We start from the raw sequence: 15,064 nt of genomic DNA, 5'->3' as shown, positions 1-15,064 counted from the left end.
TAGGTCTTATAGTTGACTTAAATACTCGGGAATTGCATACTCCTCCCATCCCGAAACTCCGCGGTAATTGTCCATGCGACTGACTACAAAAGGCCGATACGCTGTCACCGCCATGCTTGACCTGGCGTTGCACGCGCAGCATGGGCCTGTGTCCCTGGCTGACATTTCCGAGCGCCAAGGCATTTCCCTGTCCTACCTCGAACAGCTTTTTGCCAAGTTGCGCCGCAGCAACCTGGTTTCCAGCGTTCGTGGTCCTGGCGGCGGCTACCAGCTGTCGCGTGACATGCAGGGGATCCAGGTTGCTCAGGTAATCGACGCGGTAAATGAATCGGTTGACGCTACCAAGTGCCAGGGTCTGGGTGATTGCCACGGCGGCGATACCTGTCTGACCCACCACTTGTGGTGTGATCTGAGCCTGCAAATCCACGAATTTCTCAGCGGTATCAGCTTGGCTGATCTTGTCACTCGCCGTGAGGTACAAGAAGTAGCCCAGCGTCAGGACCAGCGTCGTTGCAACAGCAAGTCGCCGCGCCTGGACAAGATTGAAGCGTCCGCCGTCGAATGACAGCCAAAGAGCTAGCGGCACGCCAGCCAGCCTGATTTAGGAGATAGTCCATGAAATTGCCGATTTACCTTGATTACTCTGCGACCACCCCGGTTGATCCGCGTGTCGCGCAAAAGATGAGTGAATGCCTGCTGGTCGACGGAAACTTCGGTAACCCGGCGTCCCGCTCCCACGTGTTCGGCTGGAAAGCCGAAGAATCGGTCGAGAACGCTCGTCGCCAGGTCGCCGACCTGGTCAACGCCGACCCGCGTGAAATCGTCTGGACCTCCGGTGCCACCGAGTCCGACAACCTGGCAATCAAGGGTGCGGCACATTTCTATGCCACCAAAGGCAAGCACCTGATCACCACCAAGATTGAGCACAAGGCTGTCCTTGACACCATGCGCCAACTGGAGCGTGAAGGTTTCGAAGTGACCTACCTCGAGCCGCGCACTGATGGCCTGGTGACTCCGGAAATGATCGAAGCTGCACTGCGTGACGACACCATCCTGGTTTCGGTCATGCATGTGAACAACGAGATCGGCACCATCAACGACATCGCCGCCATCGGTGAGTTGCTCCGTTCCAAGGGCATCCTGTTCCACGTCGACGCCGCACAGTCCACTGGCAAGGTCGAAATCGACCTGCAGAAGCTGAAAGTCGACATGATGTCGTTCTCCGCCCACAAGACCTACGGCCCTAAAGGCATCGGCGCACTGTACGTGAGCCGCAAGCCGCGTGTGCGCATCGAAGCGACCATGCACGGTGGCGGTCATGAGCGTGGCATGCGCTCCGGCACCCTGGCCACTCACCAGATCGTCGGCATGGGCGAAGCCTTCCGCGTAGCCAAGGAAGACATGGTTGCCGAGAACGTGCGCATCAAGGCCCTGAGCGACCGCTTCTACAAGCAGGTCGAGCATCTGGAAGAGCTGTACGTCAACGGCAGCCTGACCGCCCGCGTTCCGCACAACCTGAACCTGAGCTTCAACTACGTTGAAGGCGAATCGCTGATCATGGCGCTCAAGGACCTGGCGGTTTCCTCCGGTTCGGCCTGCACCTCGGCTTCGCTTGAGCCTTCGTACGTACTGCGCGCCCTGGGCCGCAACGACGAACTGGCACACAGCTCGATCCGCTTCACCTTCGGCCGCTTCACCACCGAAGAAGAAATCGATTACGCCGCGCAGAAAGTCTGCGAGGCCGTTACCAAGCTGCGCGCTCTGTCGCCGCTGTGGGACATGTACAAAGACGGCGTCGACATTTCGAAGATCGAGTGGGCGGCACACTGATATATAAGTCGCCGCACACGGGTCCTGTCTTGAAATTTCGGTTTGCAGGGCCCAAAGAGCGACTCTCTGATGAGTGAGGATTAAGAATCATGGCTTACAGCGAAAAGGTCATCGACCACTACGAGAACCCGCGCAACGTCGGCAAGATGGACGCGGAAGATCCTGATGTCGGCACCGGCATGGTCGGCGCTCCGGCGTGCGGCGACGTGATGCGCCTGCAGATCAAGGTCAACGAGCAAGGCATCATCGAAGACGCCAAGTTCAAGACCTACGGCTGCGGTTCCGCCATTGCTTCCAGCTCCCTGGCTACCGAGTGGATGAAGGGCAAGACCCTGGATGAAGCCGAGACCATCAAGAACACTCAGCTGGCTGAAGAACTGGCCCTGCCGCCAGTGAAAATCCACTGCTCGGTACTCGCTGAAGACGCCATCAAGGCAGCTGTTCGCGACTACAAGCAGAAAAAAGGCTTGATCTGACTTTCAGGTTTTGGCGACGAGTAAGGAGTCAACGATGGCTATCAGCATGACAGAAGCGGCTGCTCGACACGTGCGACGCTCCCTCGACGGGCGCGGCAAAGGTGAGGGGATTCGCCTGGGTGTTCGCACCACGGGCTGTTCCGGCCTTGCCTACGTGCTGGAGTTTGTCGACGAAGTGGTGGCAGAGGATCAGGTGTTCGAAAGTCACGGCGAGAAAGTGATCATCGACCCGAAAAGCCTGGCCTACCTGGACGGCACCGAACTCGATTTCGTCAAGGAAGGGTTGAACGAAGGCTTCAAGTTCAACAATCCCAACGTACGCGGTGAATGTGGCTGCGGCGAAAGCTTCAACATCTGAGGCTTGTCGTGGGTACTCCTTGTCATTTCGCTTTATTTGAGCTGCAACCGAGCTTCAACCTGGACCTCGACCAGCTGGCTACGCGCTACCGTGAGTTGGCGCGCGGCGTTCATCCGGACCGCTTTGCTGATGCTTCCGAGCGTGAGCAACGGCTGGCGCTAGAGCAATCCGCGAGCCTCAACGAGGCCTACCAGACGCTCAAGAATCCCCCCAAACGCGCGCGTTACCTGCTCGCCATGGGTGGTGGTGAGTTGCCGCTGGAGGTCACGGTGCATGATCCGGAATTTCTTCTGCAGCAGATGCAATGGCGCGAAGAGCTCGAAGACCTGCAAGACAGTGCCGACCTGGCCGGGGTTGCGGTATTCAAGCGCCGCCTGAAGGTCGCCCAGGAAGAACTGAACCAAAGCTTCGCAGCTTGCTGGAACGATGCCGCGCAACGCGAACAGGCCGAACGCCTGATGCGGCGCATGCAGTTCCTCGACAAGCTCACCTACGAAGTGCGCCAGTTAGAAGAGCGCCTCGACGATTAACCCAGTGCCGCCTCGGTCGCACGCCTGATATACAGATAAGTCCTGATAACGATGGCCCTACTGCAGATCGCCGAACCCGGCCAAAGTCCTCAACCGCACCAGCGTCGTCTGGCTGTGGGGATCGACTTGGGCACTACCAATTCGCTGGTCGCTGCGTTGCGCAGTGGTCTTTCCGAGCCGCTGGCCGATGCTGACGGGCAGGTCATCCTGCCGTCTGCCGTGCGCTATCACGCAGATCGCGTCGAAGTGGGCGAGTCCGCCAGGCTGGCTGCTGCTACCGACCCGTTGAACACGGTGCTGTCGGTCAAGCGCTTGATGGGTCGTGGTCTGTCCGACGTCAAGCAGCTGGGCGAGCAACTGCCGTACCGCTTTGTCGGTGGCGAGTCGCACATGCCGTTCATCGACACTGTTCAAGGGCCGAAAAGCCCGGTCGAAGTCTCCGCCGACATCCTCAAGGTCCTGCGTCAGCGCGCTGAAGCGGCGTTGGGTGGTGAGCTGGTGGGTGCCGTGATCACGGTTCCGGCCTACTTCGACGATGCCCAGCGCCAAGCCACCAAGGATGCGGCCAAGCTGGCCGGCCTGAACGTGCTGCGCTTGCTCAATGAGCCAACGGCTGCGGCGGTCGCCTACGGGCTGGACCAGCACGCCGAGGGCCTGGTCGCTATCTATGACCTGGGCGGCGGCACCTTCGATATTTCGATTCTGCGCCTGACCGGCGGTGTGTTTGAAGTCCTGGCTACCGGCGGCGACAGCGCCCTGGGTGGCGACGATTTTGACCACGCGATTGCGGGTTGGATCATCGAGAGCGCCGGCTTGTCCGCCGACCTCGATCCGGGCGCGCAGCGTCAACTGTTGCAAACCGCCTGCGCGGCCAAGGAAGCGTTGACCAATGCCTCGTCGGTCGAAGTGGTCCATGGTGCCTGGAAAGCCGAGCTGACCCGTGAAGCCTTTGATGCGCTGATCGAGCCAATGGTCGCGCGCAGCCTCAAGGCCTGCCGTCGTGCCGTGCGTGACTCTGGCATTGAGCTGGACGACGTGCACGCGGTGGTCATGGTCGGTGGTTCCACCCGTGTGCCGCGGGTGCGTGAGGCTGTCGCTGAGGCGTTTGGTCGCCAGCCGCTGACGGAAATCGATCCGGATCAGGTGGTGGCCATTGGTGCTGCGATCCAGGCCGATACCCTGGCGGGCAACAAGCGTGACGGTGGCGAACTGCTCCTGCTCGACGTGATTCCGTTGTCGCTGGGGCTGGAAACCATGGGCGGCCTGATGGAGAAGGTGATTCCACGCAACACCACGATCCCGGTGGCGCGCGCCCAGGACTTCACCACTTACAAAGACGGCCAGTCGGCCATGATGATTCACGTGCTGCAGGGCGAGCGTGAGCTGATCAGCGATTGCCGCTCCCTGGCGCGTTTTGAATTGCGCGGGATTCCGGCCATGGTTGCCGGTGCAGCGAAGATTCGTGTGACCTTCCAGGTCGACGCCGACGGCCTGCTCAGCGTTTCGGCGCGCGAGCTGGGTTCGGGCGTCGAGGCGAGCATCCAGGTCAAGCCGTCCTACGGCCTGACCGACGGCGAAATTGCCCGCATGCTCAAGGATTCGTTCCAACACGCCAATGACGACAAGGCCGCCCGCGTCCTGCGCGAGCAGCAAGTTGATGCCCAGCGCCTGGTCGAGGCGGTGCAGGGTGCCCTGGAGGCTGATGGTGAGCGCTTGCTCGACGCCGAAGAGCGCATGGTTATCGACCTGCAGGTGCAGGAACTGATCGAACTGATGAAAGGTACTGATGGTTACGCCATCGAGCAGCAGACCAAGCGTCTGTCGCAAGTGACCGATGCTTTTGCAGCCCGTCGCATGGATCAGACGGTGAAAGCCGCTCTGTCGGGGCGCAATCTGAATGAAATCGAGGATATCTGATGCCGCAGGTCATTTTTCTGCCACACGAGAAGTTCTGCCCGGACGGCATGGTTGTCGAGGCTGAGCCCGGCACCTCTATTCTCGAGCTGGCCCACGAACACCACATCGAGATGGAAAGCGCCTGCGGCGGCGTCTGTGCTTGCACTACTTGTCACTGCCTGATTCGTGAGGGTTTTGACTCGCTGGAAGAGGCCGACGAGCTGGAAGAGGACTATCTTGATCGGGCCTGGGGTCTGGAGCCTGTGTCCCGCCTGGCCTGTCAGGCTATAGTGGGTGAAGAAGACATCACCGTCGAAATCCCGAAATATTCGCTTAACCATGCGGCTGAAGCGCCGCACTGACTGGTAAGACTGTCATGAGCTACGGTTGGAATGATGTTCAACGCATTGCAGAAGAGTTGGCCGAGGCCAAGCCGGGCGTAGACCCGTTTTCTGTCAATTTCGTCGATCTGCAGCAATGGATCAAAGAGCTGCCGGATTTTGACAATACCTCTGGTCGTGTTGGCGAGAAGGTGTTGGAAGCGGTTCAGACGCTCTGGGCTGAAGAATTGGACTGATCGTCCCCGCAGGTTAGGCAATACCCAAGAACCCGCGTATAATTCGCGGGTTTAATTTTTCGCAAATTACCGTTTCTGGAGTTACACCATGGCTGTTCAACGTACTTTCTCCATCATCAAGCCTGACGCTGTTGCAAAAAACGTTATCGGCGAGATCACCACTCGTTTCGAAAAAGCTGGCCTGCGCGTTGTAGCTTCGAAACTCAAGCAACTGTCCAAAGCTGAAGCCGAAGGCTTCTACGCTGAGCACAGCGCTCGTGGTTTCTTCGGCGACCTGGTTGCTTTCATGATCTCCGGCCCGGTTGTTGTACAGGTTCTGGAAGGCGAAAACGCTATCGCTCTGAACCGTGAGCTGATGGGCGCTACCAACCCTAAAGAAGCTGCTGCCGGCACCATCCGCGCTGACTTCGCTGACTCCATCGACGCCAACGCTGTACACGGTTCGGACTCCGAAGCCGCTGCTGCTCGCGAAATCTCGTACTTCTTCGCAGCTACTGAAGTAACCACTCGCTAAGCATTGGCTTAAGAGTGAAGGTGAATCCATGACTACATCGACTGTTAAAACTAACCTGCTGGGTCTGACTCAGCTGGAAATGGAAAAATTCTTCGACTCAATCGGGGAGAAGCGTTTCCGTGCCGGTCAGGTAATGAAATGGATTCACCACTTTGGCGTCGACGATTTCGACGCCATGACGAACGTCAGCAAGGCCCTGCGCGACAAGCTCAAGGTCATTGCTGAAGTCCGTGGTCCCGAAGTGGTCAGCGAGGACATTTCCAGCGATGGCACCCGTAAGTGGGTGGTGCGCGTGGCGTCCGGCAGCTGTGTCGAGACCGTGTACATTCCCCAGGGCAAACGTGGCACCTTGTGCGTTTCGTCCCAGGCAGGCTGTGCCCTGGATTGCAGTTTCTGCTCCACCGGCAAGCAAGGCTTCAATAGCAACCTCACCGCCGCCGAAGTCATCGGCCAGGTGTGGATTGCCAATAAATCGTTTGGCAGCATCCCGGCGACCGCCGACCGTGCCATCACCAACGTGGTGATGATGGGCATGGGTGAGCCGCTGCTGAACTTCGACAACGTCATCGCCGCCATGCACCTGATGATGGACGACCTGGGCTACGGCATTTCCAAGCGCCGCGTGACCCTGTCGACCTCCGGTGTGGTGCCGATGATCGACGAGCTGTCCAAGCACATCGACGTATCCCTGGCGTTGTCGCTGCACGCACCCAATGACGCATTGCGTAACCAATTGGTGCCGATCAACAAGAAGTATCCACTTAAGATGCTCCTCGAGTCGTGCCAGCGCTACATGTCGTCCCTGGGCGAAAAACGTGTGCTGACCATCGAGTACACCTTGCTCAAAGACATCAATGACAAGGTCGAGCACGCGGTGGAAATGATCGAGTTGCTCAAGAACATCCCGTGCAAGATCAACCTGATCCCGTTCAACCCGTTCCCGCACTCCGGTTACGAGCGGCCGAGCAACAACGCTATCCGGCGTTTCCAGGACCAACTGCACCACGCTGGCTTCAACGTCACGGTGCGCACCACCCGCGGCGAAGACATCGATGCCGCCTGTGGTCAATTGGTCGGGCAGGTGCTGGATCGCACCCGCCGTAGCGAACGTTACATTGCTGTGCGGGAATTGAACGCCGACAGCGATCTGGCGCAAGACGCTGCGAATCGTACCTAAGAGAGGATCTCTATGTCCCTGCGCGTTGCGCTGCTCCTGCTGTTGGCCAGCCTCTCGGCTGGCTGCGTCTCATCGGGTGATTTCGATCCAATGAAGACCAGCAAGGGCCGTGACGAGGCGCGAGGTGCCTATGTGCAACTGGGCATGGGCTACCTGCGCCAGGGCATGAGCGAGCAGGCGAAAGTCCCGCTACGCAAAGCCCTCGAGCTCGACAGCAGTGACGCCGATGCCAACGCCGCCCTGGGCCTGGTGTTCCAGGCAGAAATGGAACCGGAACTGGCCGAGCAGCACTTTCGCAAGGCCCTCGCGGCCCGCCCGGGCGATGCGCGTATCCTCAATAACTACGGCAGTTTTCTCTATGAAGAGAAACGCTACAAAGAAGCCTACGAGCGCTTTCAACAGGCCGCTGCCGATAGCCTTTATCCTGAACGTTCGCGGGTCTTCGAGAACCTCGGCATGACGGCCGCGATGCTCGGTCAGCGTGATCTGGCCCGGCAACAGCTGGAAAAAGCCCTGCGCCTGAACCGCCAGCAACCGCGGGCCTTGCTGGAAATGGCTGAGTTGTCCTTCGAAGACAGGCATTATGTGCCCTCGCGTGACTATTACGACCGTTTTAGCCTGCTCGCCGAGCAAAATGCACGTAGTCTATGGCTCGGCGTTCGGCTGGCCAGTGTGTTCGAAGATCGCGACAAGGCTGCCAGTCTGGGCCTGCAATTAAAACGACTCTATCCCGGTACGCCGGAATATCAGCAATACCTGTCGGAGCAATGATGAAAGCGGCGCATCCCGAAGTTGTAGCAGCGACTCGCGTAAACCCCGGAGAGACCTTGCGTCAGGGCCGCGAAAGCAATGGTTGGTCGTTGGCTGAAGTAGCGGTAAAGCTCAATCTCACCGTGATTTCCCTGGGTAACCTGGAAGCTGGCGCGTTCGACAAGTTGCCAGGGCATACCTTTGCCCGCGGCTATATCCGTACCTATGCCAAATTGCTCGGCATGGATCAGGCCGTCCTGGTTCAGCAATTCGACCAGCACACCGGCACCGACGCCCAGGGCAGCAACGTCCATAGCCTGGGACGTATCGAGGAGCCCAGCCGTATTTCCCATACCATCCTGCGCATTGTCAGCCTGCTGTTGCTGATTGCGGTCGTGGGCGGCGGTTTTGTCTGGTGGCAGGATCAAACCTCGCTGCGCACCAAGGACCTGATCGGCCTGAACCCCGAGCACGTCGAAGTCGAAGGCGCCGACGGCACTACCCAGATCCATCCGCTGGACGAGCCGGAAGACCAGGCCGTCGTCCAAGCCCAGACCGAAAGCACCACTCCACTGGCCTTGCCTGAAGGTGCCTCCGAGGCCCCTGCCGCGCAAACTACCCAGGTCCCGGCGGCGACGCCTGCTGCGCCTGTGGTTGCGACGCCAGTCACCCCGGCGGCACCTGTCGCCCCGGTTGCTCCCGTGGCCCCGGAACCCGTGGTCAGTGCGCCGGTAGCGCCTGCTGTGCCTGCCCCGGTGGCAACCGCACCGGTGGCCGGCTCTGGCCAGGTCCGTATCCAGTACGTGTCCGACTGCTGGACGCAGGTCTCCGACGGCAACGGCAAAGTGCTGTTCAGCGGTCTGAAACGCAAGGGCGAGACCGTCGATGTCAGCGGCAAGCCACCCTTTGCTGTCCGCCTGGGCTTTGCCCGCGGCGCGCAAGTCAGCTACAACGGGCAAGCAGTCGATGTAGCTCCGTTCACCAGTGGCGAGACTGCTCGCCTGAAGTTGGGTCAATAAGTCATGCACGGCGAATCTCCAATCAAACGTCGCGAATCCCGCAAGATCTGGGTCGGTTCGGTACCGGTGGGCGGTGATGCGCCTATCGCTGTGCAGAGCATGACCAACAGCGACACCAACGATGTTGCTGCCACCGTGGCCCAGATCAACCGTCTGGAAGCCGCTGGCGTCGACATCGTGCGGGTTTCCGTCCCGGACATGGACGCTGCGCAAGCCTTCGGTCGGATCAAGCAGTTGGTGAAGGTGCCGCTGGTGGCCGACATTCACTTCGACTACAAAATCGCCTTGCGGGTCGCTGAACTGGGTGTCGATTGCCTGCGGATCAACCCGGGCAACATCGGTCGTGAAGATCGTGTGCGTGCGGTGGTCGATGCCGCCCGCGACCGTGGGATCCCGATCCGCATCGGGGTCAACGCCGGTTCCCTGGAAAAAGACCTGCAAAAGAAATACGGCGAGCCAACGCCGGCGGCGCTGGTGGAGTCGGCCTTGCGTCACGTCGAGCACCTTGAGCGCCTGAATTTCCAGGACTTCAAGGTCAGCGTGAAGGCCTCCGACGTGTTCATGGCCGTCGAAGCCTACCGCTTGCTGGCCAAGGAAATCGTCCAGCCGTTGCACCTGGGCATCACCGAGGCCGGTGGATTGCGTTCAGGCACAGTGAAATCCGCGGTGGGCCTCGGTATGCTGCTCGCCGAAGGGATTGGCGATACTATCCGCATCTCGCTGGCGGCTGATCCGGTCGAGGAAGTGAAAGTCGGCTACGACATCCTCAAGTCCCTGCACCTGCGTTCCCGTGGCATCAACTTCATCGCCTGCCCGAGCTGCTCGCGGCAGAACTTCGATGTGGTCAAGACCATGAACGAGCTGGAAGGGCGCCTGGAAGATCTGCTGGTGCCGCTGGATGTCGCGGTCATCGGCTGTGTGGTCAACGGTCCTGGCGAAGCCAAGGAGGCCCATATCGGCCTTACTGGCGGCACGCCGAACCTGATCTACATCGACGGCAAGCCGGCGCAGAAACTGACGAATGACAATCTGGTGGATGAGCTGGAACGGCTGATCCGCCAGAAAGCGGCCGAAAAGGTCGAAGCCGACGCAGCGCTGATCGCTCGCGGCTGATCAAACGAATTAAGGAATTTTTGTGAGCAAGTCTCTGCAAGCCATCCGTGGCATGAACGACATCCTGCCCGAACAGACCCCACTGTGGCGTCATTTCGAAGGCACTGTTTCGCGTCTGCTGGATAACTACGGTTACAAGCAGATCCGCATGCCGATCGTCGAGTTCACCGAGCTGTTCAAGCGCTCCATCGGTGAAGTGACCGATATCGTCGAAAAAGAGATGTACACCTTCGAGGACCGCAACGGCGATTCGCTGACCCTGCGTCCCGAGGGCACCGCAGCCTGCGTCCGGGCCGTGCTGGAGCACGGCATCACCGGCGGTGGCCAGGTGCAGAAACTCTGGTACATCGGCCCGATGTTCCGCCACGAGCGTCCACAGAAAGGCCGCTATCGCCAGTTCCACCAGATCGGTGTCGAAGTGTTCAACCTCGACGGTCCGGACATCGATGCCGAGCTGATCGTGCTGACCTGGCGCCTGTGGGGCGAGCTGGGGATCCGCGATGCGGTCAAGCTCGAGCTCAACAGCCTGGGCACCAGCGAGTCCCGTGGGCGTTACCGCGAGGCGCTGGTCGAGTACCTCTCGGCACGCCTGGACCAACTGGACGAAGACAGCCAGCGTCGCCTGAAGACCAACCCGCTGCGCGTGCTCGACACCAAGAACGCCGATACCCAGGCGGTACTGGTCGATGCACCGAAGATGGCCGACTACCTGGATGACGAGTCGCGCGCGCACTTCGAAGGCCTCAAGGCCCGCCTGGACGCCGCCGGCATTCCTTATGTGATCAACCCCAAGCTGGTGCGCGGGTTGGATTACTACAGCAAGACCGTATTCGAATGGGTCACCGACAAGCTCGGCGCCCAGGGCACCGTGTGCGCGGGCGGCCGTTACGATGGCCTGGTCGAGCAGATGGGCGGCAAACCGACCACCGGCGTGGGTTTCGCCATGGGCATCGAGCGCCTGGTGTTGCTGCTGGAAACCCTGGAGCAGATCCCGCAAGAGATTTCCCGGCAGGTCGACGTCTACCTGTGCGCCTTTGGCGAGGCTGCCGAACTGGCCGCCCTGACCCTGAGCGAGCGGGTGCGTGACCAGTTGCCCAACCTGCGCCTGCAAGTGAACGCCGGCGCTGGCAGCTTCAAAAGCCAGTTCAAGAAAGCCGACAAGAGCGGTGCGCTGTACGCACTGATCCTCGGTGACGACGAGATGGCCCAGCAAGTGGTAGGTTTCAAACCCCTGCGTGGCCAGGGCGAACAACAAAGCATTGCCTGGGACGCGCTCGCCGCTCACCTGGCCACCTGCGTCGTGCAGGGTTGAAGCTGTCAAACAGCCGATTTAGCGAATAAGGAGTATTGGGGTGTCGAGTACCGAAGATGAACAGCTGGCGGATTTGAAGGACTGGTGGACGCGCAACGGTAAACCCCTGGTCACTGGCGGCCTGTTGGCGCTGGTCATCGTGTTCGGCTGGCAGGCGTTCCAGAAGTATCAGAGCAACCAGTCGCAAGGCGCCTCGATGCTCTACCAGGAATTGCTGGAAACCACGCTGACCCCGGACGGCAAGCCTGACGCGGCCCGTGTCGCGGACCTCGCCAACAAGCTCAACAGCGAGTTCGGTGGTACTGCCTACGCGCAGTACGGTCGCCTGTTCGTGGCCAAGGTCGCGGTCGACAGCGGCAAGCTCGACGACGCTGCCAACGAACTCAAGGCCGTGGCTGACAAGCCGGTCAACCCGACCCTGGGCGAAGTGGCGCGTCAGCGTCTGGCCCAGGTGCTGGCGGCGCAGAACAAGACCGACGAAGCCCTGAAGCTGCTCGAAGGCGACGCGGACAAGGCATTCCTGGCCACTCGCGAGGAACTCAAGGGTGACCTGCTGGTCCAGTTGGGTCGTACCGACGAAGCCCATGCGGCATACCAGAAAGCCAAGGCGGCGCTGTCGGATGAAGCAGCGGTCGGTGGCCTACAAATCAAGCTGGACGACCTGGCCAAAGGGGATGCGTGACGTGATTCGTTGGAAACATGCAGCATTGCTGGCTCTGGCCGTCCTGGCCGCGGGTTGCAGCAGCAACAGCAAAAAAGAACTGCCACCGGCCGAACTGGTCGACTTCAAGGAAGAAGTGGTCCTGCAAAAGCAGTGGAGTCGTTCGATCGGTGACGGTCAGGGCGAAACCTACAACATGCTGGTGCCGGCCATCGACGGCGATACCATCTATGCCGGTGACGTGAATGGCACGGTCATGGCGATGGATCGCGGCAACGGTGACGTCAAGTGGGAGAAAGACCTCGAGCTGCCGGTTTCCGGCGCCGTCGGCGTGGGTTACGGGCTGGTCATGGTCGGTACCCTCAAGGGTGAAGTCATTGCCCTGGATGCCATCAACGGTGAAGAGAAGTGGCGTGCCCGGGTCACCAGCGAAGTGCTGGCCCCGCCTGCCAACAACGGTGATGTGGTCGTGGTGCAAACCCAGGACGATCGCCTGATCGGTCTGGACGCCGCCACTGGCAACCAGCGTTGGTTGTACGACAGCACCCCGGCGGTCCTGACCCTGCGCGGTACCAGTGCGCCGATCGTGACCAACCGCCTGGCGCTGGCCGGTCTGTCGACCGGTAAAGTGGTGGCGCTGAACATCAACAACGGCGTGCCGATGTGGGAAACGCGTGTAGCGATCCCGCAGGGCCGTTCCGAGTTGGATCGTGTAGTCGACATCGACGGTGGCCTGCTGTTGTCCGGCGGTACCCTGTATGTCGCCAGCTACCAGGGTCGCGTTGCGGCACTGGACCTGGAGAGCGGTCGTCAGCTGTGGCAGCGTGATGCTTCCAGCTACGCCGGTGTCGCTCAAGGTTTCGGCAACGTTTATGTGAGTCTGTCTTCGGGTACCGTTGAAGGCGTCGACGAACGTTCCACCACAGCCTTGTGGAGCAACGATTCGCTGGCCCGTCGTCAACTGTCGGCCCCGGAAGTGTTCTCCAGCTACGTTGCAGTCGGTGACCTGGAAGGTTACCTGCACCTGTTGAGTCAGGTGGATGGCCGTTTCGTCGGCCGTGAACGCATCGACAGCGACGGCCTTCGTGCCCGTCCGCTGGTGGTGGGTGACACGATTTATGTGTATGGCAACAGCGGCAAACTGGAAGCGCTGACCATCAAGTAAGAACTATGCTGGACCTATAGGTAGGAGCGAGCTTGCTCGCGATGGACGTCAATGATTACGCGTGCAGTCTGGATAAACGCGGTGTGGTGACGTTCTTCGCGAGCAAGCTCGCTCCTACACGAGCACCAGCCGCTGCCTCGCAGCGGCTTTTGTATTTTCTGAAATAACGAAGTGGAGAGCCGCATGGTTCCCGTAATCGCCCTGGTGGGCCGACCGAACGTCGGCAAATCCACCATGTTCAACCGCCTGACCAAAAGCCGCGACGCTATTGTCGGCGACCTTTCCGGTCTGACCCGTGATCGCCAATACGGTGAGGCAAAGTGGCAAGGGCGCTCCTATATCCTGGTCGACACCGGTGGTATTTCCGGTGACGAACACGGCATGGACGAAAAGATGGCCGAGCAGTCGCTGCTGGCCATCGAAGAAGCCGATGTCGTTCTGTTCCTGGTAGACGCCAAGGCGGGCTTCACCGCCGCTGACCAGATGATTGCCGAGCACTTGCGCAAGCGCAACAAACGCTCCCTGCTGGTTGCCAACAAGATCGACAACATCGATCCGGAAATGGCCCGCGCTGAATTTGCCCCCCTGGGCATGGGCCACGCCATTGGCGTTGCCGGTGCACAAGGTCGCGGTGTCAACACCCTGCTGGAAGCCGCCCTCGCCGAATTCCCGCGTGACACCGAAGAAGAGGATCTGAACGCCAACGTCGCCGAAGGCGAAGAAGCGGTACGGATTCCTGGTCCAAGCGAAAAAGACGGCATCAAGATCGCTATCATCGGCCGGCCGAACGTCGGCAAGTCGACCCTGGTCAACCGCATGCTCGGTGAAGACCGGGTGATCGTCTATGACGAACCCGGCACCACTCGCGACAGCATCTACATCCCGTTCGAGCGTAACGACGAGAAGTACACGCTGATCGACACCGCGGGTGTGCGCAAGCGCGGCAAGATCAACGAGGAAGTCGAAAAGTTCTCGGTGGTCAAGACCCTGCAAGCGATCAAAGACGCCAACGTGGTGATCTTTGTGATGGACGCCCGTGAAGGCGTGGTCGACCACGACCTGAACCTGCTGGGCTTTGCCCTGGAAGCCGGTCGCGCCATCGTTATCGCACTGAACAAGTGGGACGGCATGACGTCGTCGGAACGCGACTTCGTGAAGATCGAGCTGGAGCGTCGGTTGTTCTTCGTCGACTTCGCCGACATCCACTTCATCTCGGCCTTGCACGGCACTGGCGTGGGCAACCTGTACCAGTCGGTACAGAACTCGTTCAAGTCGGCGATCACTCGCTGGCCGACCAACCGCCTGACCCAGATCCTCGAAGACGCCGTGGGCGAGCACGCGCCGCCGATGGTCAACAACCGCCGGATCAAGCTGCGCTATGCCCACTTGGGTGGTGCCAACCCGCCGCTGATCGTGATCCACGGTAACCAGGTCGAGAAGGTTCCGAATTCCTACGTGCGTTACCTGGAAAACACTTACCGCCGTGTGCTGAAGCTGGTCGGTACGCCGATCCGCATCGAGTTCAAGGGTGGCGAGAACCCGTATGAGGCGAAGAAGAACACGCTCACCGACCGCCAGGTCAACAAGAAGCGTCGTTTGATGTCGCACCACAAGAAAGCCGACAAGAAGCGCCGCGATAAAAAGTGAGCCGCTTCGAGTGATGAGCTTGTAGCTTGTAGCTCAAAC

Annotated in this window: 17 protein-coding genes; all 17 read left to right on the top strand. The window is 60.1% G+C overall.

Going from position 1 to position 15,064, the window contains the following annotated elements:
- The first annotated feature begins 73 nt into the window (after positions 1–73).
- The 17 genes from iscR to der all read left to right on the top strand — a co-directional run bounded on the left by iscR (position 74) and on the right by der (position 15,025).
- A complete protein-coding gene (iscR, locus tag PspS04_RS22240) occupies positions 74–565 on the top strand; it encodes a Fe-S cluster assembly transcriptional regulator IscR (protein ID WP_095166055.1) in 492 nt (163 codons plus the stop codon).
- A 50-nt stretch (positions 566–615) separates the two neighbouring features.
- Complete coding sequence (locus PspS04_RS22235; protein ID WP_095166053.1) at positions 616–1,830, top strand: IscS subfamily cysteine desulfurase; 1,215 nt, start codon at positions 616–618, stop codon at positions 1,828–1,830.
- A gap of 89 nt (positions 1,831–1,919) precedes the next feature.
- Positions 1,920–2,306, top strand: coding sequence for a Fe-S cluster assembly scaffold IscU (gene iscU, locus PspS04_RS22230; RefSeq protein ID WP_003443374.1), 387 nt, complete (start codon positions 1,920–1,922; stop codon positions 2,304–2,306).
- A 34-nt stretch (positions 2,307–2,340) separates the two neighbouring features.
- Complete coding sequence (iscA, locus tag PspS04_RS22225) at positions 2,341–2,664, top strand: iron-sulfur cluster assembly protein IscA (protein WP_003227904.1); 324 nt, start codon at positions 2,341–2,343, stop codon at positions 2,662–2,664.
- An 8-nt stretch (positions 2,665–2,672) separates the two neighbouring features.
- The gene (gene hscB / locus PspS04_RS22220) at positions 2,673–3,194 is read left to right on the top strand and encodes a co-chaperone HscB (RefSeq protein WP_095166052.1); all 522 of its coding nucleotides are present in this window, start codon (positions 2,673–2,675) and stop codon (positions 3,192–3,194) included.
- Positions 3,195–3,245: 51 nt separating this feature from the next.
- Positions 3,246–5,111: a Fe-S protein assembly chaperone HscA gene (gene hscA, locus PspS04_RS22215; RefSeq protein WP_159997805.1), complete on the top strand. Its 1,866-nt coding sequence runs from the start codon at positions 3,246–3,248 to the stop codon at positions 5,109–5,111.
- A complete protein-coding gene (gene fdx / locus PspS04_RS22210; protein WP_095166049.1) occupies positions 5,111–5,452 on the top strand; it encodes an ISC system 2Fe-2S type ferredoxin in 342 nt (113 codons plus the stop codon). Before hscA ends, fdx begins: the two co-directional genes overlap by 1 nt.
- A gap of 14 nt (positions 5,453–5,466) precedes the next feature.
- Positions 5,467–5,667 carry a Fe-S cluster assembly protein IscX gene (iscX, locus tag PspS04_RS22205; RefSeq protein ID WP_008084655.1) on the top strand — a complete coding sequence of 67 codons (201 nt, stop codon included), beginning with the start codon at positions 5,467–5,469 and terminating at the stop codon, positions 5,665–5,667.
- Between the two features lie 88 nt (positions 5,668–5,755).
- On the top strand, positions 5,756–6,181 hold the full coding sequence (ndk, locus tag PspS04_RS22200) for a nucleoside-diphosphate kinase (protein ID WP_007916882.1): 426 nt from the start codon (positions 5,756–5,758) through the stop codon (positions 6,179–6,181).
- 28 nt (positions 6,182–6,209) lie between these two features.
- Positions 6,210–7,358 carry a 23S rRNA (adenine(2503)-C(2))-methyltransferase RlmN gene (gene rlmN / locus PspS04_RS22195; RefSeq protein ID WP_095166047.1) on the top strand — a complete coding sequence of 383 codons (1,149 nt, stop codon included), beginning with the start codon at positions 6,210–6,212 and terminating at the stop codon, positions 7,356–7,358.
- 12 nt (positions 7,359–7,370) lie between these two features.
- A complete protein-coding gene (gene pilW, locus PspS04_RS22190; RefSeq protein ID WP_159997803.1) occupies positions 7,371–8,129 on the top strand; it encodes a type IV pilus biogenesis/stability protein PilW in 759 nt (252 codons plus the stop codon).
- Positions 8,129–9,127, top strand: a complete 999-nt coding sequence (locus tag PspS04_RS22185; protein ID WP_159997801.1) for a RodZ domain-containing protein — start codon at positions 8,129–8,131, stop codon at positions 9,125–9,127. Before pilW ends, PspS04_RS22185 begins: the two co-directional genes overlap by 1 nt.
- 3 nt (positions 9,128–9,130) lie before the next feature.
- The gene (gene ispG / locus PspS04_RS22180) at positions 9,131–10,240 is read left to right on the top strand and encodes a flavodoxin-dependent (E)-4-hydroxy-3-methylbut-2-enyl-diphosphate synthase (protein WP_159997799.1); all 1,110 of its coding nucleotides are present in this window, start codon (positions 9,131–9,133) and stop codon (positions 10,238–10,240) included.
- 22 nt (positions 10,241–10,262) lie between these two features.
- Positions 10,263–11,552, top strand: a complete 1,290-nt coding sequence (gene hisS / locus PspS04_RS22175) for a histidine--tRNA ligase (protein WP_095166040.1) — start codon at positions 10,263–10,265, stop codon at positions 11,550–11,552.
- Positions 11,553–11,592: 40 nt separating this feature from the next.
- Entirely contained in the window at positions 11,593–12,234 is a 642-nt protein-coding gene (locus PspS04_RS22170) for a tetratricopeptide repeat protein (protein ID WP_095166039.1), read from the top strand.
- On the top strand, positions 12,227–13,378 hold the full coding sequence (bamB, locus tag PspS04_RS22165; protein ID WP_095166036.1) for an outer membrane protein assembly factor BamB: 1,152 nt from the start codon (positions 12,227–12,229) through the stop codon (positions 13,376–13,378). Before PspS04_RS22170 ends, bamB begins: the two co-directional genes overlap by 8 nt.
- Positions 13,379–13,561: 183 nt before the next feature.
- Complete coding sequence (gene der, locus PspS04_RS22160) at positions 13,562–15,025, top strand: ribosome biogenesis GTPase Der (RefSeq protein WP_159997797.1); 1,464 nt, start codon at positions 13,562–13,564, stop codon at positions 15,023–15,025.
- Positions 15,026–15,064 lie beyond the last annotated feature (39 nt).

Origin of the sequence: Pseudomonas sp. S04 (assembly GCF_009834545.1) — a bacterium.
Lineage (GTDB): Bacteria > Pseudomonadota > Gammaproteobacteria > Pseudomonadales > Pseudomonadaceae > Aquipseudomonas.
Note: the sequence above shows the minus strand (reverse complement) of the source record. Positions and strands in the feature narration are given on the sequence as shown.

Excerpts from the sequence above, each read along its gene's own strand:
- hscA (WP_159997805.1), top strand. The coding sequence starts at position 3,246 with ATGGCCCTACTGCAGATCGCCGAACCCGGCCAAAGTCCTCAACCGCAC.
- ndk (WP_007916882.1), top strand. The coding sequence starts at position 5,756 with ATGGCTGTTCAACGTACTTTCTCCATCATCAAGCCTGACGCTGTTGCA.
- iscU (WP_003443374.1), top strand. The coding sequence starts at position 1,920 with ATGGCTTACAGCGAAAAGGTCATCGACCACTACGAGAACCCGCGCAAC.
- fdx (WP_095166049.1), top strand. The coding sequence starts at position 5,111 with ATGCCGCAGGTCATTTTTCTGCCACACGAGAAGTTCTGCCCGGACGGC.
- der (WP_159997797.1), top strand. The coding sequence starts at position 13,562 with ATGGTTCCCGTAATCGCCCTGGTGGGCCGACCGAACGTCGGCAAATCC.
- iscX (WP_008084655.1), top strand. The coding sequence starts at position 5,467 with ATGAGCTACGGTTGGAATGATGTTCAACGCATTGCAGAAGAGTTGGCC.
- PspS04_RS22235 (WP_095166053.1), top strand. The coding sequence starts at position 616 with ATGAAATTGCCGATTTACCTTGATTACTCTGCGACCACCCCGGTTGAT.
- PspS04_RS22185 (WP_159997801.1), top strand. The coding sequence starts at position 8,129 with ATGAAAGCGGCGCATCCCGAAGTTGTAGCAGCGACTCGCGTAAACCCC.
- rlmN (WP_095166047.1), top strand. The coding sequence starts at position 6,210 with ATGACTACATCGACTGTTAAAACTAACCTGCTGGGTCTGACTCAGCTG.
- ispG (WP_159997799.1), top strand. The coding sequence starts at position 9,131 with ATGCACGGCGAATCTCCAATCAAACGTCGCGAATCCCGCAAGATCTGG.
- iscA (WP_003227904.1), top strand. The coding sequence starts at position 2,341 with ATGGCTATCAGCATGACAGAAGCGGCTGCTCGACACGTGCGACGCTCC.
- pilW (WP_159997803.1), top strand. The coding sequence starts at position 7,371 with ATGTCCCTGCGCGTTGCGCTGCTCCTGCTGTTGGCCAGCCTCTCGGCT.
- bamB (WP_095166036.1), top strand. The coding sequence starts at position 12,227 with ATGCGTGACGTGATTCGTTGGAAACATGCAGCATTGCTGGCTCTGGCC.
- iscR (WP_095166055.1), top strand. The coding sequence starts at position 74 with ATGCGACTGACTACAAAAGGCCGATACGCTGTCACCGCCATGCTTGAC.